Here is a 25,979-nt window from a genome sequence, read left to right as displayed (position 1 = left end):
CCTGGAGACGTCATGATCGCCCTGTCGCTTGCTGAGATCGCCGCCGTCCTCGGGGGTGAACTCAGGCTCGCCGGACCCGTCACCGCAGAGACCGTCGTCGACGGTGTCGTGGACACCGACTCGCGGAAGATGGCGCCGGGGTCGATCTTCGTCGCCAAGCCGGGGGCCGAGACCGACGGACATCGTTTCGTCGGTGCCGCGCTCGACGCGGGTGCGGCGCTCGCGATCGTCGAGCATCCGGTCGACGACGAGATCACACAGATCATCGTCGCGGATGCCGTCGCAGCCCTCGCCGATCTCGCCCGCGAGGTCGTCGCGCGCGTGCGCGCCGGCGGTGCGCTCAAGATCGTCGGGATCACGGGCTCGAACGGCAAGACGACCACCAAGAACTTCCTGGCCCGCATCCTCTCGGACGAGGGGGAGACGGTCTCTCCCATCGCCTCGTACAACAACGAGGTCGGTGCGCCGGTCACGATGCTCCGCGTCACCCACGGCACGCGTTTCCTCGTCAGCGAGTTCGGTGCGGACGCGCCGGGCAGCATCGCTCGTCTCGCCGGCCTCGTCGAGCCCGACGTCGCCGTCGTCCTCATGGTCGGCATGGCCCATGCCGGCGGGTTCGGAGGCATCGAGGCGACGGCGAAGGCCAAGTCCGAACTCGTCTCCGCCGCGATCGCGAGCGGAACGGCCGTGCTCAACGTCGACGACCCCCGCGTCTCCGCGATGCGGGGGCTGGCCGAGTCGCGTGGCATGACGGTGGTCGGCTTCGGTCAGAGCGATGCCGCAGATGTCCGCGCTCGCGACCTCGAGGTCACCGCATCCGGAACGTCCTGCGTGATCGAGACCGGCGGAGAGCAGCTTCCGCTCCGGCTGCGTGTGCTCGGCGCTCACCATGTGAACAACGCCCTCGCCGCGATCGCGACGGCGGGCGTGCTCGGGGTGTCCGCCGCCGATGCCATCGCTCGCCTCGAGACGGTCGAGATCGCCGAGCGCTGGCGCATGCAGCCACTCGGAAGCGACCGCGTGCGCATCATCAACGACGCGTACAACGCGAGCCCCGACTCGATGGCCGCTGCACTGCGCACGCTCGCGCAGATCACCGGTCCGGACGAGCGCACGGTCGCGGTGCTCGGGGCCATGAGCGAACTCGGCGAGACGGCGGGAGAGGAACACGACCGGATCGGTCTGCTCGCGGTTCGGCTCAACATCCAGCGCATCGTGGTGGTAGGGCCGGAGGCGCGCAGACTCTTCATCTCGGCGATCGGCGAGGGGTCCTGGGACAGCGAGGCCGTCTTCTTCCCCGACCAGGACGCGGCGTACGAGTATCTCCGCAGCGAGCTCCGCGACGGCGATCGCGTGCTCGTGAAGTCCTCCAACTCCGTGGGCCTCCGGCATCTCGGCGATCGTCTGGGAGAATTGTTCTCGTGAGGTCACTCATCATGGCGGCGGCCATCTCGCTCGCCTTCACGCTCTTCCTGACTCCTGTCTTCCTTCGGCTCTTCCGCAAGTGGGGCTGGGGGCAGGTCATCCGCACGCCCGAGGCGATCGAGAATCCGAGCCACGAGGCGAAGCGCGGAACCCCGACGATGGGCGGCGTGATCTTCATCGTCGGCACGATGGTCGGGTACTTCACCGGAGTCTTCGTCGGTGGAGGGACTCCTGCGCTCTCGGCGCTGCTGGTGATCTGGCTCATGGTGGGCTTCGGCGTGGTCGGCTTCATCGACGACTACATGAAGGTTCGCAGCCAGCGCAGTCTCGGTCTCTCCGGATGGCGCAAGGTCATCGGTCAGCTGATCGTCATCATCCCGTTCGGGATCGTCGCGTTGAACTTCCCGAATCAGTTCGATCAGACGCCGGCATCCGGGTCGATCTCGCTGTTCCGTGACATCCCCTGGCTCAATCTCTTCGCCTTCACCGCGGTCCTCGGCTGGGCCCTCTATCTGCTGTGGATCTCGGTCATCGGTGTCGCGACCTCGAACAGCGTGAACCTCACCGACGGTCTCGACGGCCTCGCGGCCGGTGCCGGTGTGCTCGTCGTCAGCGCCTACAGCCTGATCGCCTTCTGGCAGTTCAAGCAGTCCTGTGTCGGTGAGGGCGTCGACACGACGGCGATCACCGGGTGCTACGAGGTACGCGATCCGTTCAGCCTCGCGATCATCGCGGCATCCTTCGGCGCGAGCCTCATCGGATTCCTCTGGTGGAATGCACCGAAGGCCAAGGTCTTCATGGGCGACGTGGGCTCGATGGCCATCGGCGGCGTCATCACCGCGATGGCGATCCTCACCCGCACCGAGCTGCTCCTCTTCGTGATCGCCGGTGTCTTCGTGCTCGCCTCGGGATCGGTGATCCTGCAGCGCGCCTACTTCAAGATCACGCGTGGCAAGCGTCTGTTCCTGATGAGCCCCTTCCACCACCACCTCGAGATGCGCGGGTGGTCGGAGGTCACGATCGTCGTGCGCATGTGGATCATCGCCGGCCTGCTCGCGGTGTCTGCGGTCGGTCTGTTCTACGTCGAGTGGTTGACCCGTGTCGGCTGAGTCGACGTCATCGGCCGCGTCCCGACTGTCGACGCTGACGAGCTGGAACGCGGACTGGTCCGGCCTGCGGGTCGCCGTGCTGGGGCTGTCGATGACCGGGTTCTCGGTCGCCGACACGCTCGCCGAACTCGGTGCCGACGTGCTGGTGTTCAGCGAGTCCGCCGAGGAGGAATACGCCCGGCTCCTTCCGGTGATCGGTGCACGTCTCGAGCTGGGCACACTCCAGACCGTTCCCACGGCACTCAGCGATTTCGCGCCCGAGGTCGTCATCGCGTCTCCCGGCTTCTCGCCCACGCATCCGGTGATCCGATGGGCGCAGGACGAGGGCATCGCGCTCTGGGGCGACGTCGAGCTCGCCTGGCGAGTCCGCGACAAGGTCGTCCGCCCGGACGGCACTCCCGCCGACTGGGTGCTCATCACGGGCACGAACGGCAAGACCACGACCACCCAGCTGACGGCTTCGCTGCTCGTCGCCGGCGGCCTTCGGGCGGCACCCTGCGGCAACATCGGCGTGCCGGTGCTCGACGCGGTCCGAGACCCCGCCGGTTTCGACGTCTTCGTGGTCGAACTGTCCAGCCACCAGCTCTGGTACCTGGGCCTCTCGCGGCCCGAGGGAGAGCCGTCGCCCTACGCCTCGGTCTGCCTCAATCTCGCCGACGACCACCTGGTGTGGCACGGAAGCGCCGCCGCGTACCGTGACGCCAAGGCGCTGGTCTACCGCAACACCCGTGTCGCGTGCGTGTACAACAAGGCAGACAAGGCCACACGTCGCATGGTCGAGGACGCCGAGGTCGTCGATGGCGCTCGTGCGATCGGCTTCGACCTCGGCACCCCCGGCCCCAGCGACCTCGGAGTCGTCGAGGGACTGCTCGTCGATCGAGCCTTCCTCGATGACCGCGCACGCAGCGCGCTCGAACTCACGACGGTCGCCGATCTGCAGGAGGCGGGGCTCGCCGCTCCGCACATCGTTCAGAACATCCTCGCTGCCAGTGCCCTCGCCCGGTCACTCGGCGTCGAACCCGAGGCGATCCGGTCCGCGCTGCAGGACTTCCGCCTCGACGCGCATCGCATCCAGATCATCGCCCGCCACCGCGGCATCACCTGGATCGACGACTCCAAGGCCACCAACCCGCATGCGGCCGCCTCGTCTCTGCGTGCGTACCCCGGATCCGTCTGGGTCGTCGGCGGAGACCTCAAGGGTGTCGACATCGCGGATCTCGTCGCCACGGTCGGCACGACCGCGCGGGCCGCCGTCGTCATCGGGATCGAGCGTGGCGACGTCGTCGCGGCATTCGAGCGACACGCGCCGACGGTGCCGGTGTTCGAGGTGGATGCTGGCGAGACTGGACAGGTCATGAACCGTGTCGTGGAGATCGCGGCGGGGATCGTCGACGGTGAGGGAACAGTGCTCCTGGCTCCCGCCGCGGCATCCTTCGATCAGTTCTCCAGCTATGCGGATCGCGGACACCGTTTCGCCGAAGCGGTGCGGGACTGGATAGACCGGGGGAGCGCCGATGACGCAGATCGCACGCCCCCCTCGCTCTGAGTCCGAGGGCTCAGGTCGCGGCCTCGCAGCCAGGGTCTCGCTCGGGCGTCGGTTCACCCCCGTCTCCACCGAGTTCCTGATGATCGCCTCGGCGGCTCTGATGCTGACGATCTTCGGACTCGTGATGGTTCTGTCCGCGACCAGCGCGACGGCCGTCTCGCGCGGGGAGAATCCGATGGACGGTGCGCTGCGTCAGGGCATCTTCGCGGTGCTCGGCATCCCGCTCATGTTCCTCATCTCGCGTGCGCCCATCGCCTTCCTCAAGAAGATGGCGTGGCCGGCGCTGTTCGGAGCCATCGCGCTCCAGCTGCTCGTCTTCACCCCCCTCGGCATCGAGGACGGCGGCAACCGCAACTGGATCAAGATCGCCGGATTCACGCTCCAGCCTTCGGAGTTCCTGAAGCTGGCGCTGGCCGTCTGGATCGGCTACGTGCTCATGCGCAAGCGCACCATGCTCGGCACGTGGCATCAGGTGTTCATCCCCGTCGTGCCGGTCGGCGCCCTGGACATCGGGACCGTGCTCGCCGGCAAGGACCTCGGTACTGCGATGGTTCTCGTGCTGGTCCTGCTCGGGTGTCTCTTCTTCTCGGGAGTGAAGCTCCGTCTCTTCATCCTCCCCGTGCTCCTCGGCATCGCGGCGGTCATCGCTCTGGCCGTGACGAGTCCCGACCGGATGCGTCGCATCACGGCCACGTGCTCGGATATGTCGGCCTACACCGGCGACTGCTATCAATCGATCCACGGCGTCTGGGGCATGGCCTCGGGCGGGATCTTCGGGGTGGGCCTCGGCAACTCCCAGGAGAAGTACGGGTGGCTTCCCGCTGCGGGCAACGACTTCATCTTCGCGATCGTGGGGGAGGAGCTCGGCCTGATCGGCTGCATCGTCGTGCTCGCCCTGTTCACCCTCTTCACGGTCGGCGCATTCCATGTCATCCGCAAGACCGCCGATCCCTTCATCCGCGTCGCGGCCGGCGGCATCACGGTCTGGATCACCGGTCAGGCCGTGCTCAACATCGGCGTCGTGATCGGCGTCTTCCCGGTCATGGGCGTGCCGCTGCCGTTCATGTCGCAGGGCGGCACCGCGCTTCTCGCCGTCCTCATCGCATGCGGTGTGCTCCTGGCCTTCGCGCGGACGCTTCCCGTGCCCGAGGCGCGGGCGGCTGCGCGGGCGTCCTCGGCTGGGCGGGCGTCCTCGGCAGGGCGGGGTAAGGTCACACGGTGACCACGTACCTTCTCGCCGGCGGGGGAACCGCCGGCCACGTCAACCCGTTGCTCGCCGTCGCCGACGGACTCCGATCCCGCGACCCGGAAGCGACGGTGCTGGTCCTCGGCACCGCCGAAGGACTCGAGTCCCGTCTCGTGCCCGAACGCGGCTACGAGCTGCTCATCGTCGACAAGGTGCCGTTCCCCCGTCGACCGAACGCCCAGGCCGCGGCGTTCCCCGGTCGCTTCCGCCGCGCGATCGCCCAGGTGCGCGATCACATCCGCGCACACGGCGTCGAGGTCGTGGTCGGATTCGGAGGCTACGCCTCCGCCCCCGCATACGTCGCCGCAGGCCGCGAAGGCATCCCGTTCGTCGTGCACGAGGCGAACGCGAAGCCGGGACTCGCGAACGTCCTCGGCGCACGGCGTGCGGCAGCCACCGGCGTCGCCTTCGCGGGGACCAGGCTGAGGGGCGGAGAGGTCGTCGGGATGCCGCTGCGGCGCGAGGTCATCGAACTCGACCGCGTCGCCATGCGAGATGAGGCGGCGACCTACTTCGGTCTCGATCCCGCGCGTCCCGTGCTGTTGGTCTTCGGCGGGTCCCTGGGGGCTCAGCGGCTGAACGAGGCTCTGGCCGATTCGTGGGCCGACGTGCTCGCGGCCGACTGGCAGCTGCTGCATGTCACCGGGGAGCGGAGCGAGCTGGCGGATCCGGAGGTTCCCGGCTACGCCCTGCGACGCTACGTCGATCGGATGGACCTGGCGTTCGCCGTCGCCGACCTGATCGTCTCGCGTTCGGGGGCCGCGACCGTCAGCGAGATCAGCGCGCTGGGGCTGCCCGCCCTCTACGTGCCCTACTCGGTCGGCAACGGCGAACAGCGTCTGAACGCGGCGTCCGCTGTCGCGGCGGGTGCGGCGAGGCTGCTCGACGACGCGTCGTTCGACGGCGACGCGGTGCGTCGCCTCGTCATCCCGCTCCTGAAAGATCCGCAGCGCATCGCCTCCATGGCGGAGGCCGCCGAGAAGGTCGGCACCCGTACGGGCACCGACAACGTCATCGCCCTCGTCGATCGCGCACTCGCGTCATCCTGACGCGTCATCACGACACCGTCGTCGACCTCATCTCCACGACGAAACGTCCCCAGCGAAAAGTAGACTGAACCCGACATGATCAGACCTGACCTCTCCCTTCCGATCCCCGAGTCGATCACCGCCGCGCACTTCATCGGAATCGGCGGATCCGGCATGAGCGGCCTCGCGAAGATGTTCCTCGACGCGGGGATCCGCGTCTCCGGAAGCGACCGCGCCGACAGCGACAACCTGCGTGCTCTCGCCGCCGGCGGCGCCACCGTGCACGTCGGTCACGACGCCGCGCACCTGGGCGATGCCGACACGGTGGTGCACACGGGTGCCATCTGGCCGGAGAATCCCGAGTTCCTGCTCGCCAAGGAACGTGGTCTGCACGTCATCCACCGTTCGCAGGCGCTGCACTGGCTGATCGGCTCGCGTCGCCTGGTGTCGGTCGCCGGTGCGCACGGCAAGACGACCTCGACCGGAATGATCGTCACCGCTCTGCAGGCGCTGGATGCGGATCCGAACTTCGTCAACGGCGGCGTGATCGAGCAGCTGGGTGTGTCGAGTGCCACGGGTACCGGCGACCTCTTCGTGATCGAGGCCGACGAGTCCGACGGCACCTTCCTGCTCTATGACACGGCTGTCGCTCTGATCACGAACGTCGACCCCGACCACCTCGATCACTACGGATCCGACGAGGCGTTCCACGATGCGTTCGTGCGATTCGCCGACGCGGCATCCGAGGCGGTCGTGATCTCCAGTGACGATCCGGGCGCGCTGCGCGTCGGTGCGGGCCTGTCCCACCCGAACGTGATCACGTTCGGACAGGCCGAGGGCGCGGACGTGCGCGTGACGGATGTCGTCGCGGCAGGCCCGGTCGCCGCGACCATCACCCGCGGCGACGAGAGCGTGCGACTGCAGCTCGCCGTGCCGGGCGTGCACAACGCGATCAACGCCGCGGGCGCCATCACCGTGCTCCTCTCGCTGGGGCACGGTCTCGAGGAGTCCGCGCGCGCCGTCGAGGGATTCGCGGGTACCGTGCGTCGCCTCGAGCAGCACGGTGTGGAACGCGGCGTCACGGTCTACGACGACTACTCCCACCACCCCACCGAGGTGCGCGCGGCGCTCGAGGCCATGCGCTCCATCGCCGGGGGCGGCCGCATCATCGCCATTCAGCAGCCGCACACCTACTCGCGCACGCAGCACATGTTCCAGGAGTTCGCCGATGTGCTCGAGGAGTTCGCCGATCACACCGTGATGCTCGATGTGTACGGCGCTCGTGAGGATCCGGTGCCCGGTGTCACGGGTGAGCTCGTCAGCGGGGCCTTCCGCGATCAGGACAACGTGCATTTCGTGGCCGATTGGCAGCAGGCCGCCGACTACACCGCCGCCGTCGCTCGAGAGGGCGACTTCGTGGTCACCCTGGGCTGCGGCAACGTGTACCAGATCATCCCGCAGGTGCTCGAGTCGCTGCGGTCCACCGAGGCGTAGTCGATGCGTCGCCCACCTCCGCCGCCGGTCGCGCCCGAGGGTGTCACCGGGGGAGAAGCCCGCGACGCCTCGCGCACGCGCGGGCGTGCGCGCAGACCCGTCGGTGATCCGGCGTCGGGTCGGATCGCGAACGGTGACGACGCCTCGAACCTCGATGACTCGGGGACGGATGCCGTCGATCGCCCGACGTCGAGCATGGACGTCTGGCGTGCCGCGCGGGCGAGGAGGAAGGCGCTGCGCGCCGAGATCCGCCGCTTCACCCAGCGATCCCGTCGGCGTCGCATCATCTGGCTGAGTGCGATCGGCGCAGTTGTGCTGCTCGTCGGCGGCAGCGCTGCGGCGGCGTACAGTCCTCTGTTCGCGGTCGAGCGGATCACGGTCGTCGGCGCCTCCACCCTCGACCCTGCGGCAGTGGAGGGCGCCCTCTCGGGGCAGATCGGCACCCCACTCGCCCTGGTCGACGCGAGCGAGGTCAAGGCGGCTCTCCTGACCTTTCCGCTGATCGAGACATACTCTCTCGAAGCGAAGCCTCCGCACGACCTCACCGTGCGCATCGTCGAGCGCACGCCGGTGGGCGTGATCCGGTCGGATGCCGGCTACACACTCGTCGATGCGGCAGGCGTCGCGCTGTCGACGACCTCCGACCAGCCGGCGGGGCAGCCGCTGCTCGAGATCGACGGCGGCACCGATTCGGACGCCTTCGAGAGCGCGGGCCTCGTCATCCGCTCGCTCCCGGCCGATGTGCGGGCGGGGCTCACGGGCGTGCGGGCGTCGACACGCGACGACGTCACGCTGACCGTGAGCTCGGGGCTCATCGTCGTGTGGGGCAGTTCCGAGAACTCGCCTCTCAAGAGCGAGGCGCTCGCTAAGGCGCTCATCGCGAAGCCCGATGCCTCGTCGATCGACGTCACATCGCCGCACGCGGTCGTCATCGGCTGAGGATTCGACGGCAAACGGGCGACACGCCCGTGTCGGTGCATGCGCGCGCAGGCGCGGCGCTTACCGTCGAACAAGAGAAACCAATACCGGGAAATACTTTACACCTCTAGTTGAGGTTTAAGGTTCAATCCCACGGTTTCCCGCACACATACAACAGGCTCGATTATTCGGAGGCCGGCCATGAGCCAGAACCAGAACTACCTCGCCGTGATCAAGGTCGTCGGCGTCGGCGGTGGCGGCGTCAACGCCGTCAACCGCATGATCGAGCTCGGTCTCCGCGGAGTCGAGTTCATCGCTGTCAACACGGACGCCCAGGCGCTGCTCATGAGCGACGCCGACGTCAAGCTCGACGTCGGTCGCGAGCTCACCCGCGGCCTCGGCGCCGGCGCCGACCCCGAGGTGGGTCGCCGCGCGGCTGAGGATCACGCGGAGGAGATCGAGCAGGCGCTGACCGGCGCAGACATGGTCTTCGTCACCGCCGGAGAGGGTGGCGGCACGGGTACCGGTGGTGCTCCTGTCGTCGCACGGATCGCGAAGTCGATCGGCGCGCTGACCATCGGTGTCGTGACCAAGCCGTTCTCGTTCGAGGGGCGTCGTCGCCAGAGTCAGGCGGAGGCCGGCGTCTCGAAGCTGAAGGAAGAGGTCGACACCCTCATCGTGGTGCCGAACGACCGTCTGCTCGAGATCAGCGACCGTGGCATCTCGATGATCGAGGCCTTCGCGACCGCCGACCAGGTGCTGCTCGCCGGTGTCCAGGGCATCACGGACCTCATCACGACGCCGGGTCTGATCAACCTCGACTTCGCCGACGTCAAGTCGGTCATGCAGGGTGCAGGCTCCGCGCTCATGGGCATCGGTTCCGCGCGCGGCGCCGATCGGGCGATCAAGGCCGCTGAGCTCGCGGTCGAGTCGCCGCTGCTCGAAGCCAGCATCGAAGGCGCGCACGGCGTGCTGCTCTCGATCCAGGGCGGCTCGAACCTCGGGATCTTCGAGATCCACGACGCCGCCGACCTCGTCAAGGAGGCCGCGCACCCCGAGGCGAACATCATCTTCGGTACGGTCATCGACGACACCCTCGGCGACGAGGTGCGCGTGACCGTGATCGCGGCCGGATTCGACAGCGGCGAGCCGACTCTCCGTCTCGACCCGATGGTCGTCAGCCGGCCGGCGGCGGCGGCCACGCTGCCCGAGGTCGCTCTGCCGAGTGACGAGGAGACCGCACCGGCGGCCGAGAAGCGCGACCCGGAACCCGTCCAGCAGCGCGCGACGCAGACGAGCATCGAGCCCGCCTTCGCCGACGACGACATCGACATCCCCGAATTCCTCAAGTGAGCGAACTGGCCGCGCGGCTGTCGGCGATCGATCTCCGCATCGCCGACGCCGCGCGTGCCGCGGGGCGTGATCCCGAGGATCTGACCAGGATCGTCGTCACCAAGTTCCACCCCGCCCCGCTCGTGGCGGAGCTGCACGCTCTGGGCGTGCGCGACGTGGGGGAGAACCGCCAGCAGGAGCTGTCCGCGAAGCGCGAAGAGCTCGCGTCCCTCGACGACGTGCGCTGGCACTTCATCGGGCAGGCGCAGACCAACAAGGCCGCGGCCATCCGCCGCAGTGCCGACGCGGTCCACTCGGTGGATCGCGAGCGGCTGGCGGACGCGCTGCACCGCGCGGCCGACAGCGACGACGTCCTGGACGTGCTCGTACAGGTGAACCTCACGGATGACCCGGGCCGCGGCGGGGTCGGACCCGGCGATGCGCGTCGACTCGCCGAGCACATCCTCGAGCTGCCCTCGCTCCGACTGCGTGGGGTCATGGCGGTCGCCCCACTCGACGAGGAACCCGCATCGGCGTTCGAGCGCCTGCGCGCGATCGCAGACGACGTCCGCACGGTCGACCCCGCCGCGGGCTGGATCTCTGCGGGAATGACCGGCGACTTCGTCGAGGCGATCGCCGCCGGCGCGACACACCTGCGGATCGGCTCCGCAATCACAGGCCCCCGCCCCGACCGGGGTTAACCTGTGAACAGACCCGCCCGAAACGTTCGAACCGGAGGACACGATGGGTAACCCACTGAAGAAGACCATGGTGTATCTCGGCCTCGCAGACGAGGAAGAGGTCTACGAGGAGGAGACGCAGGCTCCGGCCCGCGCTCAGCAGCGTGACCGTGACCGAGACCGCGAGGAGCCGGCTCCGGCTCCCGTCACCCCGCTGCGTCGTCCCGTCGCCGTGCGTCAGCCCGCAGGAGGGGCAGTGAACGAGATCCTCACCGTGCACCCGAAGCAGTACCGCGATGCTCAACTCATCGCCGAGAGCTTCCGTGAGGGCGTGCCGGTCATCATCAACCTGTCCCAGATGAGCGACGCCGACGCGCGTCGTCTGATCGACTTCGCGAGCGGTCTCTCGCTCGGCCTGTACGGCCGCATCGAGCGCGTCACCTCGAAGGTCTTCCTACTGTCGCCGGAGAACATCGCGGTCTCCGGTCACGGGGGCATCGCACACGCAGACTCCGAGTCTGCGGGCTTCGACCACTCGTAACCCGTGGGGGTCGTCTCCGTCATCGCGAGCATCATCCACCTGATGCTCCTGGTGTATCTTCTGGTGCTGTTCGCGCGGCTCATCCTCGACTACATCCCGATGTTCAATCGGGAATGGCGTCCCAAGGGTGCAGGGCTCGTCGCCGCTGAGGTGGTCTACACGATCACCGATCCGCCGGTCCGGTTCTTCCGTCGGATCATCCCGCCGTTGCGCATCGGTTCGATCTCCCTCGATTTCGGGTTCTCGATCACGATCCTCATCGTGCTGATCCTCATGAACATCGTCGGCATCTTCTTCTGACATCGCTGTGACTTCGGCGCGCTCGAGTGTCGCGCCGTCGCAACGATCAGACTCGGGGACTATGCTTGGCTCCCAGGTGCGCGCCCCGGGTTCGCGCCACATCTCGACCACGCCATTCTCGAAACTGGCAACCGAACTCATCGAAGGAGCCACCATGGCACTTACCCCGGATGACGTCGTCACCAAGCAGTTCCAGCACGTCCGCTTCAAGGACGGCTTCGACCCCGACGAGGTCGACGACTTCCTCGACGAGATCGTCATCGAGTGGCGCAAGGCCCTCGAGGAGAACGCCGAGCTGAAGGCCAAGCTGGCCGCATTCGAGTCCGGTGCGACTCCGGTGGCAGAGGCCGCCGAGGCTCCGGCTCCCGCAGCTGAAGCCGCTCCGGCTCCTGCCCCCGCTGCGCCGGCAGAGCCCGCGCCGTCGGGTTCCGCCACGGCGACCGCAGGCATCATCGAGCTGGCGCAGCGCCTGCACGACGAGCACGTCGCCGAGGGCGAGGCCAAGCGCGCCCAGCTCATCGCCGATGCGGAGGGCGAGGTCAACCGCATCCGCACCGAGGCAGAGGCCAAGCAGCGCGAGGAGTCGGCACGGCTCGAGCGCGAGCGCAACACGCTCGAGGCCCGCATCACCGAACTCCGCAACTTCGAGCGCGACTACCGCTCGCAGCTGCGCGGGTACATCGAGGGTCAGCTCCGCGAACTCGACGAGAAGTCGACGTCGACGGATTCGACCCCGGTTTCCGCGATCGGACTGTAGGTCGTCCTTTTGCCAGGACGATCTCCCCTTCGTCGGTCGGCGGCCGGTGCGATCGTTGCGATTCTCGCAGCGATCGTGCTGGCCGCCGATCAGTTCGTGAAGTACCTCACCGTCGAGAACCTGCCCCTGCAGGAGCCCGTCCCGGTTCTCGGTGAGTTCCTTCAGCTGTACTTCGTGCGCAATCCCGGTGCTGCGTTCTCGCTCGGGTCGGACGTCACGTGGATCTTCACCATCGCGCTCGCTGTCGTCGCCGCGGTGATCGTGTGGAAGGCATTCGGTCTCCGGTCGCGCCTCTGGGCCGTCGTTCTCGGATGCCTGCTCGGCGGTGTGCTGGGCAATCTCACCGACCGGCTCTTCCGCGAGCCCGGCTTCCCGATGGGACACGTCGTCGACATGATCTCGATGCCGTGGATGATGCCCGCGATCTTCAACGTGGCCGACATCTTCATCGTCACCGGGATGATCTCCGTGGCGCTCCTGGTCGTCGTGGGACTCCGCTTCGACGGAACGCGTGAACGCGACCATGCGCCCGTCGAGAACGACGAGCAGGCCGAGGCCGCCGCGGTCGCCGAGGAGACGCATCCGGCGACGGCCGAATCCGGTGGCTCCGATGCCGCCGCGGGAGCGCCCGCGTCAGATGGGCGTTGACCGTGGAGTCTCGTTCGCTCCCGGTCCCTGACGGGCTCGACGGCACGCGCGTCGATGCAGCCCTCGCGAAGATGCTCGGCTTCTCGAGAACCTTCGCCGCCGAGGTCGCGGCCGCCGGCGGGGTACGCCTCGACGGTGCTGTGCTCGACAAATCCGACCGCCTTCGCGGTGGCGCGTGGCTCGACGTGGAATGGAGACCCAAAGAGGAGCCGAAGATCGTGCCGATCGCGGTTCCCGAGCTCGGCATCGTCTACGACGACGACGACATCGTGGTCGTCGACAAGCCGACCGGTGTCGCCGCCCACCCCTCTCTGGGCTGGGAGGGACCGACCGTGGTCGGCGCTCTCGCGGCCGCGGGCTTCCGCGTCTCGACCAGCGGTGCGCCCGAGCGCAAGGGCGTCGTGCATCGGCTCGACGTCGGAACGAGCGGGCTGATGGTGGTGGCGAAGAGCGAGGCCGCGTACACGGCGCTCAAGCACGCCTTCAAGGAGCGGACGGTCGAGAAGATCTACCACGCGGTCGTCCAGGGACACCCGGACCCGCTCGCTGGCACGATCGACGCCCCGATCGGTCGCCATCCGAACCACTCGTGGAAGTTCGCGGTGACTCCGGACGGCAAACCCTCGGTCACCCACTACGAGACCCTCGAGGCGTTCCCGGGAGCGTCGCTCCTCGAGATCCACCTCGAGACGGGGCGCACGCATCAGATCCGCGTGCACATGGCCGCCCATCGGCACCCGTGTGTGGGAGATCCTCTCTACGGTGCAGACCCGACGATGTCGGCGCGGCTCGGTCTCACGAGGCAGTGGCTCCATGCCCACCAGCTCGGTTTCGCGCATCCGACGACGGGGGAGTGGGTGCAGTTCGAGTCCGGGTACCCGGCCGATTTCCAACACGCCCTCGACGTGCTTCGCGGCGACTGACTCTCTGGCGTTCCTCCGATCGCGCGGGCACGTGGGGTGGGCCGCGCTGCATCCTCGTCGCGAGACGAGCTTCGCGCGCAACAGGCTCATTCCGCACATCGATGACATCGACGTGTGGTCGCTGTGGTGCCTCCGAGTCCGACCGGGATATCGCGGGCAGGGTATCGCTCATGCCCTGATCGACGGAGCGGTCGCGTACGCGAGGAAGCGCGGGGCGCCGGCGGTCGAGGCGTATCCGGTCGACAACAAGGGGGAGAAGGTCGATCTGACGATGGCGTACGTCGGCACGCGGAAGCTCTTCGAGGCGGCGGGCTTCGTGAAGGCCGCGGACACGGGCTCGGTGCTCGACGGGTTTCCGAGGGTGCTGATGCGCCTCGACCTCTGCTGAACGAGCGTCTCCGAGACGCGACGGATGAGCGCCGGCGGACCTCCGATGTCCGACGTCGAAAGTAGACTCGAACCATGGCATCAGACTCCTTCGTCCACTTGCATGTCCACAGCGAGTACTCGATGCTGGACGGCGCGGCGAAGATCAGCGCGATGACGCAGGCCGCTGCCGAGTACGGCATGCCGGCCATCGCGGTGACCGATCACGGCAACACGTTCGCAGCCTTCGAGTTCTACAAGGCTGCGAACGCTGCGGGGGTCAAGCCCATCGTCGGGCTCGAGGCGTACGTCACCCCCGGAACGCATCGCAGCGACAAGTCGCGAGTGCAGTGGGGTTCGCCCGATCAGAAGAGCGATGACGTCTCGGGATCCGGCGCCTACACGCACATGACGATGTGGAGCCAGAGCACCGAGGGGATGCACAATCTCTTCCGGCTGAGCTCGCTGTCGAGCATGGAGGGGTACTACTTCAAGCCCCGCATGGACCGTGAGCTGCTCCAGACCTACGGCAAGGGGCTGATCGCGACCACAGGCTGTCCCTCGGGCGAGGTGCAGACGCGACTCAGGCTCGGCCAGTACGACGCCGCCCGCGCCGCGGCAGCGGAGTTCCAGGACATCTTCGGCAAGGAGAACTACTTCGCCGAGATCATGGATCACGGCCTCTCGATCGAGCGACGGGTCATGACCGACCTGCTGAAGCTGTCGAAGGACCTCGGCATTCCGCTCGTCGCGACGAACGACTCCCACTACACGCATCAGCACGAGGCCGACGCGCATGCGGCTCTGCTCTGCGTGCAGTCCGGTTCGACGCTCGACGACCCGAACCGCTTCAAGTTCGACGGTGACGGGTATTACATCAAGACCGCGGCCGAGATGCGGCAGATGTTCCGCGACCACCCCGAGGCATGCGACAACACGCTGCTCATCGCCGAGCGGTGCGAGGTCGAGTTCAACACGGCGGCGAACTTCATGCCGAGGTTCCCCGTACCCGATGGTGAGACCGAGGACAGCTGGCTCATCAAAGAGGTCGAGGCGGGTCTGCACTACCGCTACCCGGCGGGCATCCCCGACAAGGTGCGCAAGCAGGCCGAGTACGAGACCGGCATCATCCTGCAGATGGGCTTCCCGGGATACTTCCTCGTCGTCGCCGACTTCATCAACTGGGCCAAGGACAACGGCATCCGAGTGGGGCCCGGGCGTGGTTCCGGTGCCGGATCGATGGTCGCCTACGCGATGAAGATCACCGACCTCGACCCGCTCGAGCACGGTCTCATCTTCGAGCGGTTCCTCAACCCCGACCGCGTCTCGATGCCCGACTTCGACGTCGACTTCGATGACCGTCGCCGCGGCGAGGTCATCGACTACGTGACGAAGAAGTACGGATCCGAGCGTGTCGCGCAGATCGTCACGTACGGCACGATCAAATCGAAGCAGGCGCTGAAGGACGCGGGTCGCGTGCTCGGCTTCCCGTTCAGCATGGGCGAGCGTCTCACCAAGGCGATGCCGCCGCCCGTGATGGGCAAGGACATGCCCCTCGACGGCATGTTCGACTCCGCGCACCCTCGATTCAAAGAGGCGAGCGAGTTCCGTGCTCTCATCGAGACGGACCCCGAGGCGAAGACCGTCTTCGATCGTGCTCTCGGCCTCGAAGGACTGAAGCGCCAGTGGGGAGTGCACGCAGCCGGCGTGATCATGTCGTCGGAGCCGCTCCTCGACATCATCCCGATCATGCGTCGCGAGCAGGACGGCCAGATCGTCACGCAGTTCGACTACCCCTCGTGCGAGTCGCTCGGCCTGATCAAGATGGACTTCCTGGGGTTGCGCAACCTCACGATCATCTCCGACGCCCTCGACAACATCCGCACGAACCGAGGGGAGGAGCTCGACCTCGAGCACCTCGCGCTCGATGACCGAGGGGCTTACGAACTCCTCGGCAAGGGCGAGTCCCTCGGAGTGTTCCAGCTCGACGGCGGGCCGATGCGATCGCTGATGAGGCTGATGCGACCCGACAACTTCGGCGACATCTCGGCTCTCATCGCGCTGTACCGACCGGGGCCCATGGGTGCGAACTCGCACACGAACTACGCGCTGCGAAAGAACGGCCAGCAGCCGATCACTCCGATCCATCCGGAGTTCACCGAGTCCCTCGCCGACATCCTCGACGAGTCCTACGGTCTGATCATCTACCAGGAGCAGGTCATGGCCATCGCGCAGCGCGTGGCCGGGTTCTCCCTCGGACAGGCCGACATCCTCCGCCGCGCCATGGGCAAGAAGAAGAAGTCCGAGCTCGACAAGCAGTTCGAGGGCTTCCAGGCGGGGATGCACGCGAACGGATACTCAGACGGAGCTGTCAACGCGATCTGGGAGATCCTGCTCCCGTTCTCCGACTACGCCTTCAACAAGGCGCACTCCGCAGCCTATGGACTGGTGTCCTACTGGACCGCCTACCTCAAGGCGCACTACCCCGCCGAGTACATGGCCGCGCTCCTCACGAGCGTCGGCGACTCGAAGGACAAGATGGCTCTGTATCTCAACGAGTGCCGTCGCATGGGCATCAAGGTCCTTCCGCCGGATGTGTCGGAGTCCATCAACTACTTCGCCGCCGTCGGCGATGACATCCGCTTCGGACTCGGCGCCGTGCGCAACGTCGGAAGCAACGTGGTCGAAGGGATCGTCGCGGCGCGCAAGGACGAGCGGTTCACCTCGTTCCACCACTTCCTCGACAAGGTGCCGTTGCACGTCTCCAACAAGCGCACGGTCGAGTCGCTGATCAAGGCGGGCGCGTTCGACTCGATGGGCGACACGCGTCGAGCGCTGGTCGAGATCCACGAGGATGCCGTCGAAGCGGCTGTCGACCGTAAACGGAACGAAGCCCAGGGGGCGATCGGCTTCGACTTCGACAGCCTGTACGACGACATGGAGGAGGCGGCGCCCGCCAAGGTCCCCGCCCGGCCCGAATGGATCAAGAAGGACAAGCTGGCGTTCGAGCGCGAGATGCTCGGTCTCTACGTCTCGGACCATCCTCTCGCGGGACTCGAGGTGCCGCTGGCCAAGCACGCGTCCATCTCGATCCACGTCCTCAACAACTCGGAGGACATGCAGGACGGAGATCAGGTGACGGTCGCCGGTCTCGTCACGAGCGTGCAGCACCGCGTGGCGAAGGCGAGCGGCAACCCCTACGGCATGATCACGGTCGAGGACTTCAACGGTGAGGTGACCGTGATGTTCATGGGCAAGACCTACACCGAGTTCCAGCACATCCTGCAGCAGGACTCGATCCTGGCGGTTCGCGGACGTGTCTCGCGCCGTGACGACGGGCTGAACCTCCATGCGCAATCGGCCTTCGTGCCGGACGTCGGATCCTTCGACGCGGCGGGACCCCTGGGGCTCGTACTCGCCGAGCAGCGTGCCACGGAGCGCGTCATGCACGAGCTCGCCGACGTGCTCCGCCGTCACGCGGGAGATACCGAGGTCATGCTGCGCGTGCATCGCGGAGGAACCGCGAAGGTCTTCGAGGTTCCCATGCCGGTCAAGGTCTCGGCCGACCTCTTCGGGGACCTCAAATCCCTTCTCGGACCGAACTGCCTGGGCTGAGTTCCGACGCCGAGTGACGATCCTCGGAGCCGTCGCTCGGACTCCCCGGGTAATATCAGGACGCGTTGGGTGCAGGGCCCTCCAGGCGACGCACCGTGACGAAAGGACCACCCTCATGAGCGCGGAATCCCCCTTCCCGAGCACCGATCCCTCCGACTCGTACGACGACGCGGCCGACGTCGAGGACGCGTCCGTCGACGACGGCTTCTCGGACGACGATGGCGTGCTGTACGACGACGATGTGACCCCCGAGTACGGCATCTTCGGGTTCACTCTGCGCGAGCTCCTCATCACCGGCGCGTGGCTGGTCGCTTTCATCGCCTCGTTCTTCCCCTACTTCGGAGATTCCTCGATCTGGGCGTCGGGCCTGCACTGGATCCTTCCCATCGGGCTTCCGACCGTCGCGGTCTTCCTGGTCGTCCTTCGACGCTTCTCGCCGGATGGCATCCGCCGGGTCGGCTCCCTCGGTATCGACCAGTTCGCCTCGGTGGCATTCTCGGTGTCTGCGGTCTTCTGGCTCGCCGAGCTGTGGAACTCGATCGCGGTCAGTATCGGCCTCGGCACCGTCGTGCTCAGCTGGAACGGCATCGTGCAGCTGATCGCAGCGCTCGCGCTCGTCGTGTTCACGGTGTTCGCGCCGCTCGTCCCCGGGCTCAAGGAGGACTTCCACGGGCGCCTCGTGACCCTCGCTCACCGCAACGCGAACCCCGTCCGTCCCGTCATCGCGCGCCCGCGCCCGGTGGTGGAGCCCGACGCCACACGGGGCGACGACGCCGGCACGGCGACGGTCACTCCCGTCGTCGCCGACGGCCAGACCGACGGAGTCGATGCGACCGCGATTCCTGTCGTCCGCGACGAGTCCGCGGATCCCGCCGACGAGTCGATCGCGGGTGGTACTGAGGCCCTCGCGGCCACCCCCGCCGTCGAGCGATCGACTTCCGGAGCCCTGCGATCGGATCGATTCGATCCAGAGCTGTCGGGGGAGCAGGCGACCGATGAGGTCGCCCGTCTCGATCTCGCCGAGCAGGTGCCCCTGGCCTCGCACGCCTCGGGCGGCGACACGGGCACCGAGGATTCCACGTCGGATGAGGCGTACGTGCCGACCTACTCTCGGCGGTCGTCCTGGAGTCAGGAGCCGGAGATCGTGTCGGACACCGGCAGCATCGAGTCTCTGATGGGCGTGACTGCACAGGAGTTCGGTGACCCGCGCACCGAGGAGAGCACCGGCTACGACTCGAACGATCACCACGACACGAACGATCACCACGACACGATCGATCATCACGACACGATCGATCATCACGACACGATCGATCATCACGACACCGTCGACCACCACGATGCAGGCGCCGCGGAGACGACGGTGATCCCGACGTTCGACGATCCGGAGTCCGACCGTGGTGCGTGGCGCGAGACCGAGGCGGCGCAGCCGTTCTGGATCCTCGCCCCCACTGATCGCGACGTGCATGACGAACGAGGCGACGCCCTCTTCCGCATCGGGCCGAGCGCGTGGGTCCTGGTGATTGAGGACCGCGGCGGCGCCTATGTCGTCCGCCACGACGACGGCCGCATCGGCTACCTGCACGACATCGCAGACATCACGAAGGGCTGACTGTGCGAACCATCGATCTGCGAGGGCGCGAGCTCTCGCCGGCTGACATGCTCGCGGCCGTGCCGCGCGCGACCCAGGCACGCGCCGAGGCGCTCGACACCGCTGCCCGTATCGTCGACGACGTGCGGCAGCGCGGGGCGGCGGCGCTGCGTGAGCAGGCCGAGCGGTTCGACCACGTCAGCGGGCACGACCTGCGCGTGCCGGCCGCGCACATCGCCGATGCGATCGAGGCGCTCCAGCCCGAGATCCGTGAGGCGCTCGAAGAGGCGATCCGCCGGGTGCGTCTGGCGTCCGCCGCGCAGGTGCCGGATGCCCGGGTGACCGAGATCGGTGCAGGGGCCATCATCACCCAGCGCTGGCAGCCGGTGCATCGGGTAGGGGTCTACATCCCGGGCGGCAAGGCCGTCTACCCGTCGAGCGTGGTGATGAACGTCGTTCCCGCACAGGTGGCCGGCGTCGAGCAGATCGCGCTCGCCTCGCCTCCGCAGGAAGACCAGGGGGGACGGGTGCACCCGTCGGTCCTCGCGGCCGCAGGGCTTCTCGGGGTCACCGAGGTCTACGCGATGGGCGGTGCTGGCGCCATCGGCGCCTTCGCTCACGGCGTCGAGAGCATCGGACTCGACCCGGTCGACGTCGTCTCCGGTCCGGGCAACAACTACGTCGCCTCGGCGAAGCGCGCAGTCGCGGGCGTCGTCGGAACGGACTCCGAGGCGGGTGCGACCGAGATCCTCGTGGTCGCCGACGACGCGGCCGACGCGCGACTCGTCGCTGCGGATCTGGTGAGCCAGGCCGAGCACGACGAGCAGGCGTCTGCGGTGCTCGTCACCGACTCCGAAGGCCTCGCTCAGCGCGTCGCCGACGAGGTCGCACGTCAGGGCGCGGCGACCCGCCACGCCTCGCGTGTCGCGGCGGCGCTCGACGGTCCGCAGTCGGCGATCGTCCTCGTCGACGACCGCCAGACGGCGACTGCTTTCAGCAACGCCTACGCGCCGGAGCACCTCGAGCTCCACCTCGCGGATGCCGAGCAGGCAGCGGCGTCGTTCACGAGTGCCGGAGCCGTCTTCGTGGGCGAGCACACCCCGGTGAGTCTGGGTGACTACATGGCCGGTAGCAACCATGTGCTGCCGACCGGTGGTCAGGCTCGGTACGCGCCCGGTCTGGGGGCATACACCTTCCTTCGCCCGCAGCAGGTGATCTCGTACGACCGTGCGGCCCTCGCAGCGGTGCGCGACGGTGTGGTCGCCCTCGCGAACACCGAGGTGCTTCCGGCACACGGCGAGGCGATCGAGGCGCGGTTCACCGCGTAGGATCGGTCAGATGCACTGCCCCTTCTGCCGTCACTCGGACTCTCGGGTCATCGATTCCCGCACCAGCGACGACGGGCTGTCGATCCGCAGGCGACGCCAGTGTCCGGAATGCGGTGGCCGATTCACCACGACGGAGACGGCGAGCCTCAACGTGATCAAGCGTTCGGGTGTGATGGAGCCCTTCAGTCGCGAGAAGGTGATCTCCGGAGTGCGCAAAGCATGCCAGGGTCGACCCGTCACCGAGGCGGACCTTGCGATCCTCGCTCAGCGCGTGGAAGAGGCCGTTCGCCAGACGGGTGTCTCGCAGCTGGACACCAACGAGATCGGCCTCGCGATCCTCGGCCCGCTCCGTGATCTCGACGAGGTCGCCTACCTGCGGTTCGCGAGCGTCTATCAGGCGTTCGACTCGTTGGAGGACTTCGAGAGCGCCATCACCGACCTCCGGGCGGATCACGTGAAGCGGGAGCCGGTCGACCGGTAATCTGGCAGGGATGTATCCGCTGCTCTTCCGCGCTGTCCTGTCGCGCTTCGATCCCGAGTTCGCCCACCACGCCGGCATGGCGGTGATTCGCGTACTCGGTACTCCGCCCTTCTCCTGGGCGACCCGAGCTCTCACGAAGCCCGACCCTTCGCTGCAGGTCGACGCGCTCGGACTCACGTTCCCGTCGCCGTTCGGCGTCGCCGCAGGGTTCGACAAGAACGCGGTCGGCGTCCGTGGGCTCGCCGCGCTGGGCTTCGGCCACGTCGAGGTCGGCACTCTCACGGCGATCCCGCAGGAAGGCAACCCCCGACCCCGCCTCTTCCGTCTCGTGGCGGACCGGGCGGTGATCAATCGGATGGGCTTCAACAACCGCGGCGCGCACGCCGCCGCTCGTCGCCTCGCGAAGCTCCGCAGCGGTTCTCCCGACACGGTGATCGGTGTGAACATCGGAAAGAGCCGCGTCGTCGACGTCGAGAATGCGACCGCCGACTACGTCGCCTCGGCCACCGCTCTCGCGCCGCTCGCCGATTACCTCGCGGTCAATGTCTCGTCACCGAACACGCCCGGACTCCGCGGACTCCAGGCGGTCGAGACCCTCGCCCCGCTTCTGCGGGCCGTGCGAGAGGCCTCGGGAACGACGCCGCTTCTGGTCAAGATCGCGCCCGACCTCTCCGACGACGAGATCGTCGCGATCGCGCAGCTCGCCGTCGCGGAGGGGCTCGCCGGGATCATCGCGCACAATACCACCGTCAGTCGCGAGGGCCTCATCACGGACGCGTCGATCGTCGACGCCGCCGGCGCGGGTGGGCTCTCGGGAGCCCCGCTGAAGCAGCGCTCGCTCGAGGTCCTGCGGTTGGTCCGCGGTGCCGTCCCCGCCGAGTTCTGCGTGATCGCGGTCGGCGGCGTCGAGACGCCCTCCGACGTGCAGGAGCGGCTCGATGCCGGCGCCACTCTCGTCCAGGGCTATACGGCGTTCCTCTACCGGGGTCCCCTCTGGGGACGCGAGATCAATCGCGGACTCGTGCGCCGCTGAGACCCCGTCGGGCGTCCGTGACACGCGAATGAGAAAGGCGTCCGACGCTCCACGGAGCACCGGACGCCTTTCGACGTTCTGCGGCGGTCAGCCCGGGTACTGGCCGCGCTTGACCTGAGGCTTGGGCAGTCGCATGAAGCGCATCTGCAGTGAACGCATCGCCGCGTACCAGCCGAGACCGCGCTCCACGCGATCGCTGCCGAACTTCGCCGCGACCTTGCGCTTGACCCGCATGCCGAGCAGGATCATGCCGCCGATCGCGAGGATCAGGTAGGCCATCATCACGAGGTAGGCCCAACCGGCCACCGCGAATCCGGCGATGGCCAGGCTCGGGGGCAGCAGCGAGATCAGGATGACGAGGACCATGACCCCCATCACGAACTCGGCGGGCTGCCACGATGCATCCACGTAGTCACGAACCCAGCGGCGCTGCGGTCCCTTGTCTCGTGCCGGCAGGTACTTCTCCTCACCCGCCGCGAGACCTGCCTGAGCGCGATTGCGACGCTCGTTGAGCTCGGCACGCGCGGCGGCCTTGGCCTCTTTGGTGTTGGCCACGAGGGGACGGCGGCGAGCAGCCTCCTGCTCCGCGCGGGTCGGCGTCGCGCGTCCCTTGCCCGCGGTGGGCGTCTCGGGGGCGTCGTCGTTCGTCGAAGGAGTGGAGGGGGAAGTGGCCACGAGATTCCTCGGTTCGGGTGAAGGCGGATCACCTTAAGATTACTCGCATGACTTCTCCTGCTCAGCCCGGCGCCCAGAATCTCTCCAGCGAGCGTGAGCCCGCAGTCCTCGAAGCGGTGTCGACCGGGTATCCGGCTGCCCTGAGCGATCTGGGTCAGCTCGTGCGCATTCCCGGGATGGCATGGCCCGCCTTCGATCAGACGCAGCTCGAGCGCAGTTCCTCGGCTGTCGCGGCTCTCGCCGAGGCGACGGGTGTCTTCGACGAGGTGCGCGTGCTGCGGGCCGCGATCCCCGGAACCGATGAGGTCGGGCAGCCGGCCGTTCTCGCGACGCGGGCAGCGCGCAACGGCAAGCCGACGATCCTCCTCTACGCCCACCACGACGTGCAGCCTCCTGGAGACGACGCCCTCTGGGAGACCCCGCCGTTCGAGCCGACCGTGCGCGACGGTCGCCTGTACGGTCGCGGCGCGGCCGACGACAAGGCCGGGATCATGGCGCACATCGCTTCGATCCGGGCGGTCGCCGAGGTGATCGGCGACGACCTCGAGCTCGGGATCGCGATGTTCATCGAGGGGGAGGAGGAGTACGGTTCCCGCTCATTCGCGCAGTTCCTCGCCGACAACAAGGACGCGCTGCGCGCGGATGCCATCGTCGTCGCCGACTCGGGAAACTGGGATTCCGTGACGCCAGGGCTCACCGTCTCGCTGCGCGGCAACGCCCGGTTCACGGTGCGCGTGCGCACACTCGACCACGCGTCGCACTCGGGGATGTTCGGCGGGGCCGTGCCCGATGCCATGATGGCCACGGTGCGGATGCTGTCGACGCTCTGGAACGAGGACGGCTCGGTCGCGGTCGAGGGTCTGGTGGAGCGGGAGGCGGAGACTCCCGAGTACACGGAGGAGACGCTGCGCGACGAGGCGGGCCTCCTCGCCGGGGTCTCGCCGATCGGCGACGGCACGATCCTGAGCCGCATCTGGAACAAGCCCTCGGTCACCGTGATCGGCATCGACGCCACCAGCGTCGCGGCGGCCTCGAACACGCTGCTTCCCGAGGTGAGCGTCGTCATCAGCGCGCGCGTCGCACCGGGGCAGTCGGGCGAGGACGCCTACGCGGTGCTGGAGGCGCACCTGCGCGCGAACGCCCCGTTCGGCGCTGAGCTGACCTTCTCGGACGTCGACCTCGGCAACGGCTTCCTCGTCGACACCAGCGGCTGGGCGGTGGCGCTCACTCGCGAGGCGATGCACGACGGGTATGGAGTGGCGCCGATCGACCTGGGCGTCGGCGGCTCGATCCCGTTCATCGCCGACCTCGTGCGCGAGTTCCCCGACGCGCAGATCCTGGTCACGGGGGTCGAGGACCCGCACTCGCGGGCGCACAGCCCGAACGAGTCGCTGCACCTCGACACCTTCCGACACGCCGTAACGACCGAAGCGCTGCTGCTGTCTCGCATGAACGACATCGTCATCTGATCCGATCCGATCTGTCGCGTCGTCGATCACACCCGCCCCGTGATCGACGACGCGGGGTAAAATCGATACACCTGCCGTGCGAGCGCGGCCCGTCACAAGGAGCGACATGAGCGACACCACACTGACTTCTGCAGAGACCACTCAGGCACACGGCGTGAAGCTGACCGACGCCGCGGCCGTCAAGGTCAAGAACCTCCTCGAGCAGGAAGGCCGCGACGATCTCCGTCTGCGCGTCGCCGTCCAGCCCGGTGGATGCTCCGGCCTGATCTACCAGCTCTACTTCGACGAGCGCTTCCTCGAGGGCGACGAGACCGTCGACTTCGACGGCGTCGAGGTCATCATCGACAACATGAGTGTCCCGTATCTCGACGGCGCATCGATCGACTTCAAGGACACGATCTCGGAGCAGGGCTTCACGATCGACAACCCGAACGCCGCGGGCAGCTGCGCCTGTGGAGACAGCTTCCACTGATCCGATCGACCTCGCCAACCTGCGTGGTTGGCATGAATCAGGTGTGAGGTTGCCCTAGACTTGGGTGTGCCCTGTCCGCAATCTGAAAGGTGCATCGTGCCCTCGAAACGCCGCCTTCGTTGGGCCGCCCTCCCTGTGGGAGTAGCGGCAGCCGTGGCCCTGGCGGGATGTACTCCCACCGAGCTCCATGGCTACCTCCCGGGGTTCGTAGAGGACGGTACCGCCGCCACAAACCAGACCGACCGTGTCGCGTCGCTCTGGGTGAACTCCTGGATCGTCCTCCTCGCCGTGGGCGTCATCACCTGGGGCCTGATGGCCTGGGCCGCGATCGCGTACCGCCGCCGCAAGGGCCAGACCGGCCTGCCGGTGCAGATGCGGTACAACATGCCGATCGAAATCTTCTACACGATCGTGCCGCTGATCCTGGTCCTCGGGATGTTCTTCTTCACGGCTCGCGATCAGACCGCGATCGAGACGAAGTGGGATGACCCCGACGTCGAGATCACGGCCATCGCGAAGCAGTGGGCCTGGGACTTCCAGTACGACGGCGAAGAAGACGACAACGCCGACGCGGTATGGACCATGGGCATCCAGGCCCAGCCCGACGCCGACGGCAACATCGACCAGGAGCAGCTGCCGACGCTGGTGCTCCCGGTCGACAAGAAGGTCACGATCGACCTCCAGTCGCGTGACGTGATCCACTCCTTCTGGATCATCGACTTCCTGTACAAGAAGGACATGTACATCGGGAAGGACAACTCCTGGTCGTTCATCCCGACACGAGTCGGCGAATACGCCGGAAAGTGCGCCGAGCTCTGCGGCGAGTACCACTCGATGATGCTCTTCAACGTGAAGGTCGTCGAGCAGGACGAATACGACGCCTACCTCGAGTCGCTCGAGCAGGCCGGCAACACGGGTGACATCACCGACGCATACGACCGTCTGGCGAACTATCCCGGCACCACCGCGCAGAACGACTCCGAAGAAGGAGAGGAGTAAGCC

The 25,979-nt window shown here is 67.5% G+C and carries 23 protein-coding genes and 1 pseudogene; 23 read left to right on the top strand and 1 reads right to left on the bottom strand.

Going from position 1 to position 25,979, the window contains the following annotated elements; genetic code table 11:
• Nucleotides 1-12: 12 nt before the first annotated feature.
• The 20 genes and pseudogenes from IXW21_RS06480 (at nucleotide 13) to IXW21_RS06385 (ending at nucleotide 22,361) form a co-directional block, all read left to right on the top strand.
• On the top strand, nucleotides 13-1,425 hold the full coding sequence (locus IXW21_RS06480) for a UDP-N-acetylmuramoyl-tripeptide--D-alanyl-D-alanine ligase (RefSeq protein WP_194763444.1): 1,413 nt from the start codon (nucleotides 13-15) through the stop codon (nucleotides 1,423-1,425).
• Nucleotides 1,422-2,534, top strand: coding sequence for a phospho-N-acetylmuramoyl-pentapeptide-transferase (gene mraY / locus IXW21_RS06475; RefSeq protein ID WP_194763443.1), 1,113 nt, complete (start codon nucleotides 1,422-1,424; stop codon nucleotides 2,532-2,534). Before IXW21_RS06480 ends, mraY begins: the two co-directional genes overlap by 4 nt.
• Nucleotides 2,524-4,080: a UDP-N-acetylmuramoyl-L-alanine--D-glutamate ligase gene (murD, locus tag IXW21_RS06470; RefSeq protein ID WP_194763442.1), complete on the top strand. Its 1,557-nt coding sequence runs from the start codon at nucleotides 2,524-2,526 to the stop codon at nucleotides 4,078-4,080. The genes mraY and murD overlap by 11 nt, the downstream gene beginning before the upstream one ends.
• On the top strand, nucleotides 4,049-5,302 hold the full coding sequence (gene ftsW / locus IXW21_RS06465; RefSeq protein WP_194763441.1) for a putative lipid II flippase FtsW: 1,254 nt from the start codon (nucleotides 4,049-4,051) through the stop codon (nucleotides 5,300-5,302). The genes murD and ftsW overlap by 32 nt, the downstream gene beginning before the upstream one ends.
• Nucleotides 5,299-6,375, top strand: coding sequence for a UDP-N-acetylglucosamine--N-acetylmuramyl-(pentapeptide) pyrophosphoryl-undecaprenol N-acetylglucosamine transferase (locus tag IXW21_RS06460; RefSeq protein ID WP_194763440.1), 1,077 nt, complete (start codon nucleotides 5,299-5,301; stop codon nucleotides 6,373-6,375). The genes ftsW and IXW21_RS06460 overlap by 4 nt, the downstream gene beginning before the upstream one ends.
• A 75-nt stretch (nucleotides 6,376-6,450) precedes the next feature.
• Nucleotides 6,451-7,848 (top strand): UDP-N-acetylmuramate--L-alanine ligase, encoded by a 1,398-nt coding sequence (murC, locus tag IXW21_RS06455; protein WP_194763439.1) that lies wholly within the window; start codon nucleotides 6,451-6,453, stop codon nucleotides 7,846-7,848.
• A gap of 3 nt (nucleotides 7,849-7,851) precedes the next feature.
• A complete protein-coding gene (locus IXW21_RS06450; protein WP_194763438.1) occupies nucleotides 7,852-8,787 on the top strand; it encodes an FtsQ-type POTRA domain-containing protein in 936 nt (311 codons plus the stop codon).
• 180 nt (nucleotides 8,788-8,967) lie between these two features.
• Entirely contained in the window at nucleotides 8,968-10,119 is a 1,152-nt protein-coding gene (ftsZ, locus tag IXW21_RS06445) for a cell division protein FtsZ (protein WP_194763437.1), read from the top strand.
• Nucleotides 10,116-10,799, top strand: a complete 684-nt coding sequence (locus IXW21_RS06440; protein ID WP_194763436.1) for a YggS family pyridoxal phosphate-dependent enzyme — start codon at nucleotides 10,116-10,118, stop codon at nucleotides 10,797-10,799. Before ftsZ ends, IXW21_RS06440 begins: the two co-directional genes overlap by 4 nt.
• 43 nt (nucleotides 10,800-10,842) lie before the next feature.
• Nucleotides 10,843-11,319: a cell division protein SepF gene (locus IXW21_RS06435; protein ID WP_194763435.1), complete on the top strand. Its 477-nt coding sequence runs from the start codon at nucleotides 10,843-10,845 to the stop codon at nucleotides 11,317-11,319.
• A 3-nt stretch (nucleotides 11,320-11,322) separates the two neighbouring features.
• Nucleotides 11,323-11,619 carry a YggT family protein gene (locus IXW21_RS06430; protein WP_194763434.1) on the top strand — a complete coding sequence of 99 codons (297 nt, stop codon included), beginning with the start codon at nucleotides 11,323-11,325 and terminating at the stop codon, nucleotides 11,617-11,619.
• Nucleotides 11,620-11,773: 154 nt separating this feature from the next.
• Nucleotides 11,774-12,376, top strand: a complete 603-nt coding sequence (locus IXW21_RS06425) for a DivIVA domain-containing protein (protein WP_194763433.1) — start codon at nucleotides 11,774-11,776, stop codon at nucleotides 12,374-12,376.
• Between the two features lie 51 nt (nucleotides 12,377-12,427).
• Nucleotides 12,428-13,024: a signal peptidase II gene (gene lspA, locus IXW21_RS06420; RefSeq protein ID WP_323742182.1), complete on the top strand. Its 597-nt coding sequence runs from the start codon at nucleotides 12,428-12,430 to the stop codon at nucleotides 13,022-13,024.
• Nucleotides 13,025-13,026: 2 nt separating this feature from the next.
• Entirely contained in the window at nucleotides 13,027-13,947 is a 921-nt protein-coding gene (locus tag IXW21_RS06415) for an RluA family pseudouridine synthase (RefSeq protein WP_194763431.1), read from the top strand.
• A gap of 31 nt (nucleotides 13,948-13,978) precedes the next feature.
• Nucleotides 13,979-14,335: pseudogene (locus tag IXW21_RS06410) on the top strand (GNAT family N-acetyltransferase); the annotation flags it as partial.
• Nucleotides 14,336-14,409: 74 nt separating this feature from the next.
• On the top strand, nucleotides 14,410-17,928 hold the full coding sequence (dnaE, locus tag IXW21_RS06405) for a DNA polymerase III subunit alpha (RefSeq protein WP_194763430.1): 3,519 nt from the start codon (nucleotides 14,410-14,412) through the stop codon (nucleotides 17,926-17,928).
• A 115-nt stretch (nucleotides 17,929-18,043) separates the two neighbouring features.
• A complete protein-coding gene (locus tag IXW21_RS06400; RefSeq protein WP_228528218.1) occupies nucleotides 18,044-19,540 on the top strand; it encodes a hypothetical protein in 1,497 nt (498 codons plus the stop codon).
• Between the two features lie 2 nt (nucleotides 19,541-19,542).
• Nucleotides 19,543-20,847, top strand: coding sequence for a histidinol dehydrogenase (hisD, locus tag IXW21_RS06395; RefSeq protein ID WP_323742180.1), 1,305 nt, complete (start codon nucleotides 19,543-19,545; stop codon nucleotides 20,845-20,847).
• 10 nt (nucleotides 20,848-20,857) lie between these two features.
• Nucleotides 20,858-21,328, top strand: coding sequence for a transcriptional regulator NrdR (gene nrdR / locus IXW21_RS06390; RefSeq protein ID WP_194763429.1), 471 nt, complete (start codon nucleotides 20,858-20,860; stop codon nucleotides 21,326-21,328).
• A 10-nt stretch (nucleotides 21,329-21,338) separates the two neighbouring features.
• Nucleotides 21,339-22,361 (top strand): quinone-dependent dihydroorotate dehydrogenase, encoded by a 1,023-nt coding sequence (locus IXW21_RS06385; RefSeq protein ID WP_194763428.1) that lies wholly within the window; start codon nucleotides 21,339-21,341, stop codon nucleotides 22,359-22,361.
• 87 nt (nucleotides 22,362-22,448) lie between these two features.
• Here IXW21_RS06385 and IXW21_RS06380 read toward each other — a convergent pair whose 3' ends face one another.
• Nucleotides 22,449-23,036: a DUF3043 domain-containing protein gene (locus IXW21_RS06380; protein WP_194763427.1), complete on the bottom strand. Its 588-nt coding sequence runs from the start codon at nucleotides 23,034-23,036 to the stop codon at nucleotides 22,449-22,451.
• 47 nt (nucleotides 23,037-23,083) lie between these two features.
• Here IXW21_RS06380 and IXW21_RS06375 point away from each other — a divergent pair, with 47 nt between their 5' ends.
• From IXW21_RS06375 to coxB, 3 genes are all read left to right on the top strand, one after another.
• Nucleotides 23,084-24,505 carry a dipeptidase gene (locus tag IXW21_RS06375; RefSeq protein ID WP_194763426.1) on the top strand — a complete coding sequence of 474 codons (1,422 nt, stop codon included), beginning with the start codon at nucleotides 23,084-23,086 and terminating at the stop codon, nucleotides 24,503-24,505.
• Nucleotides 24,506-24,611: 106 nt separating this feature from the next.
• A complete protein-coding gene (erpA, locus tag IXW21_RS06370) occupies nucleotides 24,612-24,977 on the top strand; it encodes an iron-sulfur cluster insertion protein ErpA (RefSeq protein ID WP_194763425.1) in 366 nt (121 codons plus the stop codon).
• Nucleotides 24,978-25,073: 96 nt separating this feature from the next.
• Nucleotides 25,074-25,976 (top strand): cytochrome c oxidase subunit II, encoded by a 903-nt coding sequence (gene coxB, locus IXW21_RS06365; RefSeq protein ID WP_194763424.1) that lies wholly within the window; start codon nucleotides 25,074-25,076, stop codon nucleotides 25,974-25,976.
• The last annotated feature ends 3 nt before the right edge of the window (nucleotides 25,977-25,979 follow it).

The sequence above is a fragment of the Microbacterium sp. UFMG61 genome (genome assembly GCF_015354505.1).
In the GTDB taxonomy this organism is placed as follows: domain Bacteria; phylum Actinomycetota; class Actinomycetes; order Actinomycetales; family Microbacteriaceae; genus Microbacterium.
The sequence above is the reverse complement of the archived record's forward strand: the minus strand, read 5'-3'. Positions and strand labels throughout refer to the sequence as shown.

Coding starts and splice junctions, on each gene's coding strand:
- IXW21_RS06385 (WP_194763428.1), top strand. CDS start 21,339: ATGTATCCGCTGCTCTTCCGCGCTGTCCTGTCGCGCTTCGATCCCGAG.
- ftsW (WP_194763441.1), top strand. CDS start 4,049: ATGACGCAGATCGCACGCCCCCCTCGCTCTGAGTCCGAGGGCTCAGGT.
- IXW21_RS06425 (WP_194763433.1), top strand. CDS start 11,774: ATGGCACTTACCCCGGATGACGTCGTCACCAAGCAGTTCCAGCACGTC.
- IXW21_RS06435 (WP_194763435.1), top strand. CDS start 10,843: ATGGGTAACCCACTGAAGAAGACCATGGTGTATCTCGGCCTCGCAGAC.
- murC (WP_194763439.1), top strand. CDS start 6,451: ATGATCAGACCTGACCTCTCCCTTCCGATCCCCGAGTCGATCACCGCC.
- IXW21_RS06400 (WP_228528218.1), top strand. CDS start 18,044: ATGAGCGCGGAATCCCCCTTCCCGAGCACCGATCCCTCCGACTCGTAC.
- nrdR (WP_194763429.1), top strand. CDS start 20,858: ATGCACTGCCCCTTCTGCCGTCACTCGGACTCTCGGGTCATCGATTCC.
- IXW21_RS06450 (WP_194763438.1), top strand. CDS start 7,852: ATGCGTCGCCCACCTCCGCCGCCGGTCGCGCCCGAGGGTGTCACCGGG.
- erpA (WP_194763425.1), top strand. CDS start 24,612: ATGAGCGACACCACACTGACTTCTGCAGAGACCACTCAGGCACACGGC.
- IXW21_RS06375 (WP_194763426.1), top strand. CDS start 23,084: ATGACTTCTCCTGCTCAGCCCGGCGCCCAGAATCTCTCCAGCGAGCGT.
- IXW21_RS06480 (WP_194763444.1), top strand. CDS start 13: ATGATCGCCCTGTCGCTTGCTGAGATCGCCGCCGTCCTCGGGGGTGAA.
- dnaE (WP_194763430.1), top strand. CDS start 14,410: ATGGCATCAGACTCCTTCGTCCACTTGCATGTCCACAGCGAGTACTCG.
- ftsZ (WP_194763437.1), top strand. CDS start 8,968: ATGAGCCAGAACCAGAACTACCTCGCCGTGATCAAGGTCGTCGGCGTC.